Source organism: Thauera phenylacetica B4P (assembly GCF_000310225.1).
Classification (GTDB): Bacteria; Pseudomonadota; Gammaproteobacteria; order Burkholderiales; family Rhodocyclaceae; genus Thauera; species Thauera phenylacetica.
On record NZ_AMXF01000096.1, the window covers coordinates 1 to 14623 of the forward strand.

Annotated in this window: 13 protein-coding genes; 8 read left to right on the forward strand and 5 right to left on the reverse strand. The window is 68.0% G+C overall.

The genetic code is table 11. The features are described from left to right. From C667_RS12895 to C667_RS12905, 3 genes are all read left to right on the forward strand, one after another. Nucleotides 1-339, forward strand: a 339-nt coding sequence (locus C667_RS12895; protein ID WP_039921489.1) for an SPOR domain-containing protein, incomplete at its 5' end; no start/stop codon positions are given. 76 nt (nt 340-415) lie between these two features. Continuing rightward, entirely contained in the window at nt 416-1042 is a 627-nt protein-coding gene (locus tag C667_RS12900) for a thiol:disulfide interchange protein DsbA/DsbL (RefSeq protein WP_004365145.1), read from the forward strand. A 2-nt stretch (nt 1043-1044) separates the two neighbouring features. Then, nucleotides 1045-1473, forward strand: coding sequence for a PilZ domain-containing protein (locus C667_RS12905; RefSeq protein WP_004365146.1), 429 nt, complete (start codon nt 1045-1047; stop codon nt 1471-1473). A 135-nt stretch (nt 1474-1608) separates the two neighbouring features. On the opposite strand, the gene C667_RS12910 is transcribed toward C667_RS12905, so the two are convergent. Both C667_RS12910 and C667_RS12915 read right to left on the reverse strand, forming a co-directional pair. Continuing rightward, entirely contained in the window at nt 1609-4227 is a 2619-nt protein-coding gene (locus C667_RS12910) for a TRAP transporter permease (protein WP_004365147.1), read from the reverse strand. A gap of 112 nt (nt 4228-4339) precedes the next feature. Further along, on the reverse strand, nt 4340-5308 hold the full coding sequence (locus C667_RS12915; RefSeq protein WP_004365148.1) for a TAXI family TRAP transporter solute-binding subunit: 969 nt from the start codon (nt 5306-5308) through the stop codon (nt 4340-4342). A gap of 276 nt (nt 5309-5584) precedes the next feature. Between C667_RS12915 and C667_RS12920 the strand changes: the two genes are divergently transcribed. Continuing rightward, complete coding sequence (locus C667_RS12920; protein ID WP_004365159.1) at nt 5585-6424, forward strand: helical backbone metal receptor; 840 nt, start codon at nt 5585-5587, stop codon at nt 6422-6424. A 9-nt stretch (nt 6425-6433) separates the two neighbouring features. Here the strand turns inward: C667_RS12920 and C667_RS12925 are convergent, their stop codons facing one another. From C667_RS12925 to C667_RS12935, 3 genes are all read right to left on the reverse strand, one after another. Beyond that, a complete protein-coding gene (locus C667_RS12925; protein WP_004365161.1) occupies nt 6434-6910 on the reverse strand; it encodes a putative toxin-antitoxin system toxin component, PIN family in 477 nt (158 codons plus the stop codon). Between the two features lie 97 nt (nt 6911-7007). After that, nucleotides 7008-8831: a class I poly(R)-hydroxyalkanoic acid synthase gene (gene phaC / locus C667_RS12930; protein ID WP_004365163.1), complete on the reverse strand. Its 1824-nt coding sequence runs from the start codon at nt 8829-8831 to the stop codon at nt 7008-7010. Between the two features lie 48 nt (nt 8832-8879). Then, entirely contained in the window at nt 8880-9914 is a 1035-nt protein-coding gene (locus C667_RS12935) for an MBL fold metallo-hydrolase (RefSeq protein WP_004365166.1), read from the reverse strand. A 135-nt stretch (nt 9915-10049) separates the two neighbouring features. Here C667_RS12935 and C667_RS12940 point away from each other — a divergent pair, with 135 nt between their 5' ends. From C667_RS12940 to C667_RS12955, 4 genes are all read left to right on the forward strand, one after another. Beyond that, nucleotides 10050-10517, forward strand: a complete 468-nt coding sequence (locus tag C667_RS12940; RefSeq protein WP_004365170.1) for a PaaI family thioesterase — start codon at nt 10050-10052, stop codon at nt 10515-10517. 59 nt (nt 10518-10576) lie between these two features. Continuing rightward, nucleotides 10577-11719, forward strand: coding sequence for a carbonate dehydratase (gene can, locus C667_RS12945; protein ID WP_004365173.1), 1143 nt, complete (start codon nt 10577-10579; stop codon nt 11717-11719). 55 nt (nt 11720-11774) lie between these two features. After that, complete coding sequence (locus C667_RS12950; protein ID WP_004365175.1) at nt 11775-12983, forward strand: acetyl-CoA C-acetyltransferase; 1209 nt, start codon at nt 11775-11777, stop codon at nt 12981-12983. Between the two features lie 81 nt (nt 12984-13064). After that, nucleotides 13065-14198, forward strand: a complete 1134-nt coding sequence (locus C667_RS12955; protein WP_004365176.1) for an acyl-CoA dehydrogenase — start codon at nt 13065-13067, stop codon at nt 14196-14198. Nucleotides 14199-14623 lie beyond the last annotated feature (425 nt).

A 14623-nucleotide genomic window follows, 5' to 3' on the forward strand; every position in this document is an offset into this window, starting at 1 on the left:
GTGCAGGCGCCGCCGCCGGCCGTGCCCGCGCAGCAGGCCCCGGCGCCGGTGGTCGAGGCCTCGCTGCAGCCCGCGCCGGCGGCACCCCCCGCACCGCCGCGCAACGAGCGTATCTACCTGCAGGTGGGCTCGTTCGAGAACCCCTCCGAGGCCGACAACCTGAAGGCGCGGCTGGCGCTCTCGGGCATCCAGGCGAGCGCGCAGCGCGCGCAGCTGCCCGACGGGCGCGTCGTGCACCGCGTGCGCGTGGGTCCTTTCGCCAAGCCCGAGGACATGAACCCGATGCGCGCGCGCCTCTCCGACGCCGGCTTCAACGCCTCGGTGAGCCGCAACCAGTGAGCCTGGACGTGGCGGTGCGCATGGAACGTCCGTGCGCCGGCCGCGTCTCACCCAGCCCTAGTCAATGGAGTTCCGCATGAATCGTCGTGATGCCCTCAAGCTGGCCGGCCTGGCCCTCGCCCTTCCCGCCGCCTCGGTCGTGCAGGCGAACGAGCCCTTTCAGATCATCGAGCCGGCGCAGAAGGCGGACGACCCCTCGAAGATCGAGGTGCTCGAGTTCTTCCACTACGGCTGCCCGCACTGCCGCGACTTCCATCCGCTGATCACCGCCTGGAAGAAGAAACTCCCCGCCGACGTTGCCTTCCGCGCGGTGCCGGCGGTCTGGAACAACGCCCAGCTGAGCGGCCTGGCCCGCCTGTTCTACGCCGCGCAGATCACCGGCGAGCTCGCCGCGCTCGAGCCGACGATCTTCGCTGCGGTGCAGGACGACAAGCGCCCGCTGTTCAACGAGCAGCAGGTGTCCGAGTGGATCGCCGGCAAGGTGGGCGATGCGGCCAAGTTCGTCGAGACCTACAAGTCCTTCGGCGTCGGCTCGATGGTGCAGCGCGCCGACCAGCTCGCGCGCGCGTTGAAGATCCAGGGCGTGCCGGCGATGGTGGTCGGTGGCCGCTACCTCACCTCGGCCTCGCTCACCGGCAGCCACGAGAACACCCTCAAGGTCGCCGACGAGCTGATCGCCCGCGTACGCAAGGAGCGCGGCTGACCATGAGCGATCGCGACGCCAGCCCGCAGCCGCAGGCGGCCGAGGCCGCAGAGCGCCGGCGCATCCAGCGTTTCCTGGGGCAGCGCCGGGGGCAGCCTTACCTCTGGGTGACGATCGGGAGCGAGCGCGTGGCGCTGCGCGACATCTCGGTCGATGGCTTCGCGATCGCCGCCGCGGCGCCGCCGGCGGGAGGGGAGCCCTTCGACTTCGTGCTGCAGCGCGAGGGCGTGCCCGACCAGATCCGCGGTCGCGCACAGGCGGTGAACTTCATCGCCGCGAGCGGGCAGGCGGGCTGCCGCTTCCTCGTGCTCGAGGACGATGGCGCCGAGCGCCTGCGCGACTGGCTGATCGCGCTGGTGATCATGAACGCGAGCGTGCGCATCAGCGAGAAGGACGCGGCAGCGATCGTCGCCGGACCTTCACTGATCTGATCGGACCTTGCTCCCGGGGGCGGTGATTCACCCCCGGCCCAATGTGAAAAAAGCCGTCCTGCCCTTGGGCCGTGACGGCTTTCTTGAGTGCCTGCAGCAGTGCCGGGGCCCTCGCAGGCCCCGGATCTCTGGGTGCTAGGTCGCGGCGCGCTCTGCCTCCGCGCGCCGCTGGCGCGGCTTCTGCATCGCGTACACCAGGCCGAGCAGGATGAAGGCCGGGATGAACATCCACTCCTTGGCCGGGCGCTCGCCCGAGGGGATCTCGATCGCGGTGATCGAGTAGCCCTGCTCCAGCCCGAGCTTCTCGGCCTGACTGCCGAAGCGCACCGCACCGACCTGGACCTGATCGCCGAGCGTCATCACCGTCAGCCCCATCGCCCCCAGGCGCTCGCTGGCCTTCTCGGCCTTGTTGCCGAGCGGCAGAAGCACGCCCTTCGAGATGTCCTGCCCTTCCAGGTTCATGCCCTCCACCCATACGCGCAGGTTGCCGTTGCGCGGGGCTTCCTCGACCAGGCGGGTGAGCTCGGTGGGCGGGATCTCGTCATAGGGCGGATACATCATGTCCATCCAGAAACCCGGGCGGAACAGCGTGAAGGTCACCAGCAGCAGCAGCGCCGACTCGTGCAGCCTGCTCTTGGTGATGAAGTAGCCCTGCGTCGCCGCCGCGAACATCATGCTCGCCAACGTCGCGGTGATGATCGTCAGGATCAACTGGAAGGTGTTGTCGATGCCGATCAGCAGCAACTGGGTGTTGAAGATGAACATGAACGGCAGGATCGCCGTCCGCGCGCTGTAGCTGAAGGCGGTGAGGCCGGTCAGCATCGGTTCGCTCTTGGCGATGCCGGCGGCCGCGTACGAGGCCAGGCCCACCGGTGGCGTCACGTCGGCCATCAGGCCGAAATAGAACACGAACATGTGCACCGCGATCAGCGGCACCAGCAGCCCGGTCTGCGCACCCAGTTCGACGATCACCGGCGCCATCAGCGTCGACACCACGATGTAGTTCGCCGTGGTCGGCAGGCCCATGCCCAGCACCAGGCAGATGATCGCCACCAGGATCAGCATGATCATCAGGTTGCCGCCCGACAGCACCTCAACGAGCTCGGTCATCGCCAGGCCGATGCCGGTGAGCGTGACCGTGCCGACGATGATGCCGGCGGTCGCGGTGGCGATTGCGATGCCGATCATGTTGCGCGCACCGGTCACCAGCCCGGAGAACAGATCCGAGAAGCCCTGCTTCGCCGCTGCGCCGACGTCGCCCGTGCGACGGAAGAGTGCGAACAGCGGACGCTGGGTGACGAGGATGAACATCAGGAACAGCGTCGCCCAGAACGCCGACAGCGCCGGCGAGAGCTGCTCGACCATCAGGTTCCAGATCAGCGCCGCCACCGGCAGCAGGAAGTGCAGGCCGGCCTTGAGCGTCGGGCCGATCTCGGGCAGGTACTCCATCTTCTCGTCGGGCTTCTCCATGTGCAGCTCGGGGAAGTTCGCCGCGTAGCGCACCAGCGCCACGTAGGCCCCGAGCATCAGCAGGCCGATGACGATGAAGGTGCTTTCGCCGAACACGGTCTTTAGCCAGCCGAAGCCCCAGTAGATGATCGCCGACAGGATGACGAGGCCGGAGACGGTCAGCGTGGTCGAGATCATCGCCCGCTGCCACGGCAGTGACTCGCGCCGCGGCAGGCCCTGCAGGTTCATCTTCAGGGCCTCGAGGTGCACGATGTAGTACAGCGCGATGTACGAGATCAGCGCCGGCAGGATCGCGTGCTTCATCACCTGCACGTAGGTGATGCCCACGTACTCGACCATCAGGAAGGCCGCCGCGCCCATCACCGGCGGCATGATCTGGCCGTTGACCGACGACGCCACCTCGACCGCCGCGGCCTTGTCGGCGCGGTAGCCCACGCTCTTCATCAGCGGGATGGTGAAGGTGCCGGTGGTGACCACGTTGGCGATTGACGAGCCGGAGATGAGGCCGGTGCTGGCCGAGGCCACCACCGCCGCCTTGGCCGGGCCGCCGCGCATGTGGCCGAGCAGCGCGATCGCCGACTTGATGAAGTAGGCGCCGGCGCCGGCGGTCTCGAGCAGCGCGCCGAACAGCACGAACAGGAAGATGAAGCTGGTCGACACCCCGACCGCCACGCCGAACACGCCCTCGGTGGTCAGCCACATGTGGCTCATGCCCTTGGCCAGCGAGGCGCCGCGGTGGGCGATGACGTCGGGCATGTAGGGACCGAAGAAGATGTAGACGAGGAACACCGCGGCGAGGATCACCATCGGCAGGCCGAGCGCGCGACGCGCGGCCTCGAGCAGCAGCAGCATGCCGACCACCGCAGCCGCCAGGTCCATGTCGGTCGGTGTGCCCGGGCGCTCGGCAAGCTCCTTGTAGAACAGGAACAGGTAGGCCGCACAGAAGGCCGCCACGGCAGCCAGCACCCAGTCCTGCACCGGCACGTAGTCGCGCGGCGAGCGCTTGAGCGCCGGATACGCGGCAAAGGCGAGGAAGATGGCGAAAGCGAGGTGGATGGCGCGCGATTCGGTGTCGTTGAACACGAACACGCCCAGCGAGAAGGGCAGCGGCGAGGCGATCCAGAGCTGGAACAGCGACCACGCCAGAGCCACCATCAGCAGCAACTGGGCGGTGAAACCGGTGGGCTTGCGTCCGCCGGTGTCGGCCTCGGCGACGATCTTCTTGAGCTCTTCATCGGACAGCTCGAAGCTGGCCTTGTCCTTGCTTTCGTCCGGGCGGGTCATGAGGAGCGCCTCTCAGGTTCGTGACGGAGACAAAAAACGGCGGGACCTCGGGGGGCGCCGCCGTTTGCTCAGCAGGAACCGGCGCACCGTGCAGGCGCGCCGGCCGGCGGAATTACATCCAGCCCTTTTCCTTGTAGTACTTCACCGCGCCTTCATGCAGCGGCGCCGACAGGCCGTCCTTGATCATGTGCTGCGGATCGAGGTTGGCGAAGGCCGGGTGCAGCTTCTTGAAGTCCTCGAAGTTCTCGAACACCGCCTTCACCAGGGTGTAGACCGTGTCGGTCGGCACCTTGGCTGAACTCACGATGCTCGCCACCACGCCGAAGGTGTCGGTCGCGTTCGGGTTGTTGGCGTACAGGCCGCCCGGGATCTGCACCTTGGCGAAGTAGGGGTGCTCGGCGACCAGCTTGTCGACCGCCGGGCCGGTGATCGACACCAGCTTGGCGCCGCAGGTGGTGGTCGGGTCCTGGATGTTGGCGGCCGGGTGGCCGACGACGTAGGCGAAACCGTCGATCTTGTTGTCGCACAGGGCCGCGCTGTGCTCGTCGGGCTTGAGCTCGGACACCAGCGAGAAGTCGGATTCGGCCATGCCCATCGCCGGCAGCAGCATCGCCATGGTCGCGCGCTGGCCCGAGCCCGGGTTGCCGACGTTGAAGCGCTTGCCCTTGAAGTCCTCCATCTTGGCGACGTTGGCTTCCTTGCGCGACAGGATCGTCAGCGGCTCGGGGTGCAGCGCGAACACGGCGCGCAGATCGCTCACCGGGCCGCCGTCCTTGAACTGGGCCTCGCCCTTGATCGCGTTGAACTGCACGTCGGACTGCGCCACGCCGAAGTCGAGCTCGCCGGCTTTGATGGTGTTGACGTTGTACACCGAGCCGCCGGTGCTCTCGACCGAGCAGCGCAGGCCGTGCTGGGCGCGGTCCTTGTTGATCAGGCGGCAGATCGCGCCGCCAGCCGCGTAATAGACGCCCGTCACGCCACCGGTGCCGATCGTGACGAACTTCTGCTGGGCGTGCGCGGGGGCGGCGCCGAGCGAGGCGGCGATTGCGAAGGCGGCAGCAAGGGCAGTCAGTTTTTTCATGAGTGCGTTCTCCGTGAAAGGTGAAGATCCGGCTGCCCGAAGGCGCGCCGACAGGGCGGAATCGGTGCTGAGGATCGGGGCGAGGCGTCGGGATGAGCGTGACATCCGCCTCTGGCGCCCGGTCCAGGGTGTCCAAGCTTGGCACAGAACCACCCGTGCCTGCACTCGGGATTTCCCGAAGTGCGCGGCGCGTGGGCGTTTTGCGCGCGCAGCGGCGCCTGGCGGGCCGTTGCACGATAAAATTCGGGACCCGACGCCACGCCGAAGACGCTGACCATGTACGCCAGAACCTCACAGGATGTGGTTTGGACATCGACCGACGCCGTCGGGCGGCGGCATGCGCCGGCCGGCCCCGATGCGCGCATCGTATCGCTGGTGCCCTCGCTCACCGAGCTGGTGTTCGAGCTCGGCCTGGGCGACCGCCTGGTGGGACGCACCGGCTTCTGCGTGCATCCGCATGAGGCGCTGCGCGGCGTGCCCAAGGTGGGCGGCACCAAGGACGTCAAGCTCGAACGGATCCGCGAGCTCGCGCCCACCCACGTCCTTGTAAACATGGACGAGAACCGCCGCGAGACGGTCGACGCGCTGGCCGCCTTCGTGCCCCATATCGTCGTCACCCATCCCAACACGCCGCAGGACAACCTGCCCCTCTTCGCGCTGCTCGGCGGCATCTTCGGCGCCGAGGACGCCGCCGCCCGGCTCGCCGACGAGCTGCGCGCCGCGCTCGCCGAAGCGGCGGCGCTGCGCACGACGCTGGCCGACGAGCGCGTGCTCTACCTCATCTGGCGTGAGCCCTGGATGACCGTCGCCCGCGACACCTACATCGCCGCCACGCTCGCCGAGGTCGGCTGGCACACCCTGCCCGCGGTGGAGGGCGGCGAGACCGGGGCGGCGCGCTATCCCGCCTTCGACTGGGGCGCGCCCTGGCTCGCCGATGTCGCACGCGTGCTGCTGTCGACCGAGCCCTACCGCTTCCGTGAGGCGCACCTGCCGGAGGTCGAGGCGCTCGCACGCCGTCCCGCACTGCTGGTCGATGGCGAGATGGTGTCGTGGTACGGCAGCCGCGCCGCGCGCGGGCTGCGCTGGCTGATCGCGCTGCGGCGCGGGTCGGCGTAAGCCCGCGGCTCAGGTCGGCGCGTCGGTCGCTGGCGTGAGCGCTTGCTGCATGCGCTCGGGTGTAAGGATGGTGAAGCTTGCGCGCACCAGGCGGTGGCGCGCGAGGCGCAGCAGGGCCTTGTCGCGGGTGATCAGGGTGGCCGCTCCGGCAGCGCCGGCGATCTCGAGGAACTTCTGGTCGTCGGGATCGCGACAGCCGGGGAGATCCCCAGGGTGGGCATCGTCCGGCAGCACGGCGAGGCGGGCGAGATAGCGCGCGCGCAGGGCGTCCTGGCGGCCCGCGTCCAGGCCGAATTGGGCATAGGCGAGTACGCGACGCAACTCTTCCAGCGCATCGGCACGCGAGACCAGGCGGCAAGACCCCGCGTGGATCCACTGGCGCAGCGCTTCCAGCGCGGGGTCATGAAACATCCACAGCGCGAGCACCGTGTTGGTGTCGAGCACGACGATGGGCGGCTGGGGGCTGCTGGAGGAGGGCTCGATCAAGGTCGCGGCTGATTGCCCGCATTGCCGGCACGGCGCCGCAGGACGGTGAACGAAAAACGGGGAGGGTCGCCCCTCCCCGTCCTCATCGCAACGAAGCTCAGGCGGCAGCCTTGGCGTCGATGCGGATCTTCACGAAGTGGCCCGGCGCGTCTTCCAGGGCCTTCAGCTTGCCCTTGGCCGGATCACGCGCCTCCGCCTGCTCGCTGTCGTGCGCGGTGACCCAGGCCTGCCAGTCGGTCCACCACGAGCCCGGGTGTTGCTGCGCGCCTTCCAGCCAGGCGTCGGCGGTGTCGGCGAGCTTGGCGGCCGGGTTGAGCCAGTAGCCGTACTTGTTGGCCGCGGGCGGGTTGACGATGCCGGCGATGTGGCCGGAGCCGCCGAGCACGAAGCGGGTCGGGCCGCCGAAGCGGCGGGCGCCCATGTAGGTGCTCTTCCACGGCGCGATGTGATCCTCGATCGTGGAGATGAAGTAGCACGGCACCTTGATCTTGGAGAGATCGATCGGGGTGCCGTCGATCTCGATGCCGCCCGGCTCGATCAGGCGGTTTTCCATGTACATCGTGCGCAGGTAGAAGCTGTGCATCGCTGCCGGCATGCGGGTCGAGTCGGAGTTCCAGTAGAGCAGGTCGAACGGGAACGGGTCCTTGCCGAGCAGGTAGTTATTGACCACGAAGGACCAGATCAGGTCGTTGGCGCGCAGCATGTTGAAGGTGCCGGCCATCTCCGAGCCTTCGAGATAGCCGCGCTCGAACATTTTCTTCTCGAGGCTGGAGATCTGGCCTTCGTCGATGAACACGCCGAGTTCGCCCGGGTCGGTGAAGTCGGTCATGGTTGTGAAGAAGGTCGCCGAGGCGATGCGCTTCTGGCGCTTGGCGGCGAGATAGGCGAGGGTGGTCGCAAGCAGGGTGCCGCCCAGGCAGTAGCCGATGGCGTTGACTTCCTTCTCGCCGGTCTGCTGCTCGATGGCGTCGAGGGCGGCGAGGATGCCTTCCTTGACGTAGGCGTCGAAGCTCTTTTGCGCAAGGCGCTCGTCGGGGTTGACCCAGGAGACCACGAAAACGGTGTGGCCCTGGTCAACCGCCCACTTGATATAGGAGTTCTTCTCGCGCAGGTCGAGGATGTAGAACTTGTTGATCCAGGGCGGCACGATCAGCAGCGGCTTCTTGAGGACCTTGTCGGTGCTCGGGGTGTACTGCAGCAGCTGCATCATGTCGGTCTGAAACACGACCTTGCCCGGCGTGGTGGCGACGTTCTTGCCCAGCTCGAAGGCCGAGGTGTCGGTCATCTTGACGCGCAGGTTGCCGCCGCCGTCCTCGACGTCGCGCAGCAGGTTGTTGAGGCCCTTGAGCAGGTTCTGGCCGTGGCTCTTGACCGTCTCGCGGAAGACCTCGGGGTTGGTCATCGCGAAGTTCGACGGCGACAGCGCGTCGATGTACTGGCGGGTGTAGAAGGTAACCTTCTTCTGGGTCTGTTCGTCGAGACCGTCGACTCCGCTGACGGTGTCATGGATATGGCGCGCGGCGATCAGGTAGGACTGCTTGATGAAGTCGAACAGGAAGTGCTCCTCCCACTCCTCGTCCTTGAAGCGCTTGTCGGACTTCTCGGGCGCGGCGACCGGCGAGGCGCTCATGCCGGCGACGCGCATCATCGAATGCTGCCACAGCGAGAAGTAGTCCCACACCAGGTTCATCTGCGCCTGGGCGAGTTTGTACGGGTTGGCCAGCAGCTTGGCCATCATGTCCATGAAGGCCTGCGCGATGCCGAGCTCGTCGGCGGGGGTGCTCACGCCCTTCTTGAGCTGGCGGTGCACGTGGTCGCTGATCAGGTGCGAGGCACGGCGGGCGACTTCGGCGTAGGTTTTGGCGACTTCCTGCGGGTCGGGCAGGTCGCAGGAGGGGGTCTCGTTGGTGGGTGCGGCCATCTTGTTCGGGCTCCTGTTTTGCGGCGGGGCGGTCTGTTGCGGGCAATGTTACGGACAAGGGGTGAAACGGATCAGGCCGTCCGCATCGACGCGTCTCGAGAGCGTTCCCGTCTTCTCGAGATGGTTGAGGTGGGCGATCGCTTCCCCCATGGCGAACATGACCTGGTGGGTGTCGAGCTCGCGCGGAAAGAGCGTCGGCAGCAATGCTGCGGCGCTTTGCGGCATGGCACAAGCCGTCAGCAGCACCTCGCAGCGATCGCGATGATGCTCGACAAGCTGCTCCACGCGTGCCCGGATACCCTTGAAAGGCTTGCCATGTGATGGTAGCACGAGCGTGTCGTCGGGCAAGGTGCAGAATTCCCGCAACGAGTGAAGAAACCAGCCCAGGGCGTCTCCATGTGGCGTTGCAGCATAGACGCTGACGTTTGTGGAGATGCGCGGAAGCAACATGTCGCCCGCAATCAGCACGCCGAGCTCGGCGCAGTACAGGCTGGCGTGCTCGGGCGCATGGCCGAAGCCGACGATGACGCGCCAGGTGTGGGCGCCGATGCGCAGCTCGTCGCCGGCGAACATGCGCTCGTAGCGGCCCGGCACCTGCGGCGCGCCGACGCGGTAGGCGTTGCCGCGGGTCAGCAGGGCATCGCGGCGCATCTCGTCGAGGCCGTGGCGGCGGAACTGCTCGACCATGTCGGTGGCGCAGTAGCCCGGCAGCTGGTGCCATACCGCCTGGGCGGCGAAGAACTCGCCCTGCGTCATGTGGATCGCGGCGTCGTCGCGCGCGGCCAGCCAGGTGGCGAGGCCGATGTGGTCGGGGTGGTGGTGGGTCACCACGACGCGGCGCAGCGGCCGGCCGTCCGCGGCGAGCACGGTGTTCCAGGCCTCGCGCGTCTCCTCGCGGGCGAAGCCGCAGTCCACCACCGCGAGCGCCTCGCCGTCGTCGAGCAGCCACAGGTTGATGTGGTCGAGCGCGAAGGGCAGGCGCATGCGCACCCAGCGCAGGCCGGGGGCGATCTCGATCGTGTGCCCGGGCGCGGGCAGGCTGTCGAAGGGGTATTCGAGGGCGGTCGGGCTGGCGGTGCTCATGGGGGCTCCTGTGTGGCGGCGGGCTCGTGCCTGCGCGGGCGGCGTTCGGGCGGTCGTGCGGTTCCGGAATGGGATCGATTACGTTAACGTTAACGTATTGACAGGCATAATTACACACTCGACGGAGACACGAACATGCGCCCTGAATCGCCCCAGTTCCAGCCCCGCGACCCCGGCTACGCCGAGCGTGTGCGCGCGAGCTTCGCGCTGCAGCAGGCGATGAGCCTGATCGGCGCCGAGCTTCCCGTGGTCGAGCCCGGATACACCGAGATCCACCTGCCTTTCAAGCCGGAGATCTCGCAGCAGCACGGCTTCATCCACGGCGGCGTGGTCGGCATGATCGCCGACTCCGCCGCGGGCTACGCAGCCAACACCCTGACGCCGGCGGACACCAGCGTGCTCACCGTCGAGTACAAGCTCAACCTCGTCGCCCCCGCCGACGGCGAGCGCCTGGTGGCGCGCGGCGAGGTGGTCAAGCCGGGGCGCACGCTGATCATCACCAAGGCCGAGGTCTTCGCCATCCGCGACGGCAAATGGACCTTGTGCGCGCTGATGCAGCAGACGATCATGGCCATGCACGGCAAGAAGGAGCGCGCCGCCTGAACGGTCGCCCACCGCATTCCCCTGAGAGATCCGCCCACGCACCTTCCCGGAGACCCTCCATGCCTTCCCGCCTGTGCGCCCTCGGCGCCGATGACACCACCGAGCTCGAACATGTGCGCGGATTCTTCCGCCAGTACGCCGCCTGGCTCGGCGTGGACCTGAGCTTCCAGGGCTTCGCCGACGAGATCGCCAACCTGCCGGGCGCCTATGGCGCGGCCGACGGCCGCCTGTTCTACGCCGAGGTCGACGGCCAGCCGGCCGGCTGCGTGGGCATCCGCCGCTTCTCCGAGGGCGTGTGCGAGATGAAGCGGCTCTACGTCGATCCTGTCTTCCGCGGCCGCGGCGTGGGGCGCAAGCTCGCGCTCGCCGCAATCAAGGCGGCGCACCTGTTCGGCTATCGCCGCATCCTGCTCGACACCGTCCCGTCGATGCGGATCGCAGTCAAGCTCTACCGCGAGCTCGGTTTCAAGGAAGTCCCCGCCTATTACCCCTCGCCGATCGAGGGCACGATCTTCCTGACGCTGGACCTGGAGAACTGGTCGGAGGACGAGGTCAACAACGAGAACCTCTTCCACCTCTTCGACTACAACCAGGCGTGGTCGCGCCAGATGCAGCAGATCGACCCTGGCTTCTTCGGCAAGCTGGCGCAACTGCAGGCCCCGGAATATCTGTGGATCGGCTGCTCCGACTCGCGCGTGCCGGCCAACCAGATCGTCGGCCTCCTGCCGGGCGAGGTCTTCGTCCATCGCAACATCGCCAACGTGATCGTGCACACCGACCTCAACGCGCTGGCGGTGATCCAGTACGCGGTCGACGTGCTGCATGTGAAGCACGTCATGGTGGTCGGCCACTACGGCTGCGGCGGCGTCAAGGCGGCGCTCGAGCGCGCGCGCGTCGGCCTTGTCGATCTGTGGCTGCGCCATGTGCAGGACGTCCATGTGCGCCACCTGCAGGCGGTCGACAGCCTGGCGCCCGAACGCCGCCACGACCGCCTGTGCGAGCTCAACGTCATCGAGCAGGTCGCCAACGTGGCGCAGACCGTGGTGGTGCAGGACGCCTGGCGACGCGGCCAGCGCCTCACCGTGCATGGCTGGATCTACGGCCTGCAGGACGGCCTGATCCGCGACCTGGGGATGAACGTCAGCCGCCCCGAGGATCTCATGCCGCGCTATGTCGCGGCCCTCGAAGCGCTCGGCAACTGAGCGTTTCGCGAGTCGAATCGATCAACACCTACAACAAACCAAACAGGAGAGTCGCATGTCCGATCCCGTCGTCATCGTTTCCGTCGCCCGCACGCCGCTGGGCGGCTTCCAGGGCGATCTGTCCAGCCTGACCACGCCGCAGCTCGGCGCCATCGCGATCAAGGCCGCGGTCGAGCGCGCCGGCCTCGCGCCCGAGCAGGTGCAGGAGGTGATCATGGGCTGCGTGCTGCCCGCCGGCCTCGGCCAGGCGCCCGCCCGCCAGGCCGCGCTCGGCGCCGGCCTGCCGCTGTCGGCCGGCTGCACCACGATCAACAAGGTGTGCGGCTCGGGCATGAAGGCCACCATGCTGGCGCATGACCTGATCCTCGCCGGCAGTAACGAGGTCATGGTCGCCGGCGGCATGGAGTCCATGTCCAACGCACCCTACCTGCTGCCCAAGGCGCGTGCCGGCTACCGCCTCGGCCACGGCCAGATGTTCGACCACATGTTCCTCGACGGCCTGGAGGACAGCTACTCCAAGGAGAACAAGGGGCGCCTGATGGGCACCTTTGCCGAGGACTGCGCCGGGCACTTCAAGTTCACCCGCAGCGCGCAGGACGAGTTCGCCATCGCCTCGACCACGCGCGCGCAGGCCGCGATCAACAACGGCGACTTCAGCTGGGAGGTGGTGCCGGTCACCGTCTCCGGGCGCAAGGGCGACGTGGTGGTCGACAAGGACGAGCAGCCGCTGAAGGCACAGATCGACAAGATCCCCACGCTCAAGCCGGCGTTCAAGAAGGATGGCACCGTCACCCCGGCCAACTCGAGCTCGATCTCGGATGGTGCCGCCGCGCTCGTGCTGATGCGCAAGTCCACCGCCGACAAGCTCGGCCTGAAGCCGGTCGCCACCATCGTCGGCCACGCCACCCACGCGCAGCAGCCGGCGCTGTTCACCACCGCGCCGGTGGGTGCGATGCAGAAGGTGCTGGCGAAGGCCGGCTGGACCACCGAACAGGTCGACCTGTGGGAGATCAACGAGGCCTTCGCGGTCGTCACCATGGCGGCGATGCACGAGATGAAGCTGCCGCACGACAAGGTCAACGTGAACGGCGGGGCGTGCGCCCTCGGCCACCCGATCGGCGCCTCGGGCGCGCGCATCCTGGTCACGCTGATCGGCGCGCTGCGCAAGCGCGGCCTCCGGCGCGGCGTGGCCAGCCTGTGCATCGGCGGCGGCGAGGCCACCGCGATGGCGATCGAGGTCGATGCCTCGGTGGCCTGCGGCTGAAACGGACCGAAAGCTTCGGGGCCACTCACGAGGCGGCCCCGTCATGCCCTCAGCAAGGACTTCTACAAGGACAGCAGTGCAATGATTCTCAACCAGGAACAGGAACTCATCCGCGACTCGATGCGCGCCTTCGCGCAGGAGCGCCTGGCCCCCTTCGCCGCCGAATGGGACCGCAACCACACGTTCCCGCGCGAGGCGCTGAACGAGCTCGCCGAGCTCGGCGCGCTCGGCATGGTGGTGCCCGAGGAGTGGGGCGGCGCCGGCATGGACTACATGAGCCTCGTGCTCACGCTCGAAGAGATCGCCGCCGGCGACGGCGCCACCTCGACCATCGTCAGCGTGCAGAACTCGCTGCCCTGCGGCATCCTCAACCGCTTCGGCAGCGAAGCGCAGAAGGAAGCCTGGCTGAAGCCGCTCGCCCGCGGCGAGAAGCTCGGCTGCTTCTGCCTTACCGAGCCGCACGTGGGCTCGGACGCCTCGGCGATCCGCACCAGCGCTGTGCGCGACGGTAACGAATGGGTGCTCAACGGCGTCAAGCAGTTCATCACCACCGGCAAGTACGCCGACGTCGCCATCGTATTCGCGGTCACCGACAAGGCCGCCGGCAAGAAAGGCATCACCTGCTTCCTGGTGCCCGCGAGCGCGCCCGGCTACCAGGTCGGCCGCATCGAGGAGAAGATGGGGCAGAAGGCCTCCGACACCACGCAGATCCTCTTCGAAGACTGCCGCATCCCCGCGGATTCGGTGGTCGGCCAGGAAGGCGAGGGCTACAGGATCGCGCTGTCGAACCTCGAGGCCGGCCGCATCGGCATCGCCGCGCAGTGCCTGGGCATGGCGCGCGCCGCGCTGGAGGCCGCGGTCAAGTACGCGCAGGAGCGCGAGAGCTTCGGCAAGCCGATCTTCGAGCACCAGGCGGTCAACTTCCGCCTCGCCGACATGGCGACCCAGCTCGAGGCCGCGCGCCAGCTCGTGTGGCACGCTGCCAGCCTCAAGGACGCTGGCCGCCCCTGCCTCAAGGAGGCCTCGATGGCCAAGCTGTTCGCCTCCGAGATGGCCGAGCGCGTGTGCTCGGATGCGATCCAGGTGCACGGCGGCTACGGCTACGTCACCGACTTCCCGGTCGAGCGCATCTACCGTGACGTGCGCGTGTGCCAGATCTACGAAGGCGCGAGCGACATCCAGAAGCTGGTGATCGGGCGCGCGCTGGCGGGCTGAGCCTGCGCTGGCGCGATTGCGCCGGCACGACTGCGGGCCGATCTTCCCCCGGTGGGGAGGTCGGCTTGGTGTTTTTTACGGTCGGGGAGGCCGCCTCTTGGGTTGCCGTCGCCCGCCGGGGGCAACCTCCCCGGCGGCCGTGACCTGCGCCACAGCCACGGCGGCCGGGTTCGTGAGAACATCCGCTGCAGGAGCGTCGGAGCGGGCAGCGAAGGGCTTTTTGCTCGCAGATCCGCGCGCACCGGAACGATCGAAGAACGACCAGCGAGGCGAGCGTCATGGAAGCCGTGTCACCTGCAATGAATTCCGCCACCCGCGAGCTCATGCGGCCGAGCGAGCCGCGCCCGGCGCAGGCCGCCGAGCGCGAGCTGCAGGCGGCGCGCGCGCAGGAGTCCGCCGCACGCGATGCCTCGGCGAGCCCGGCC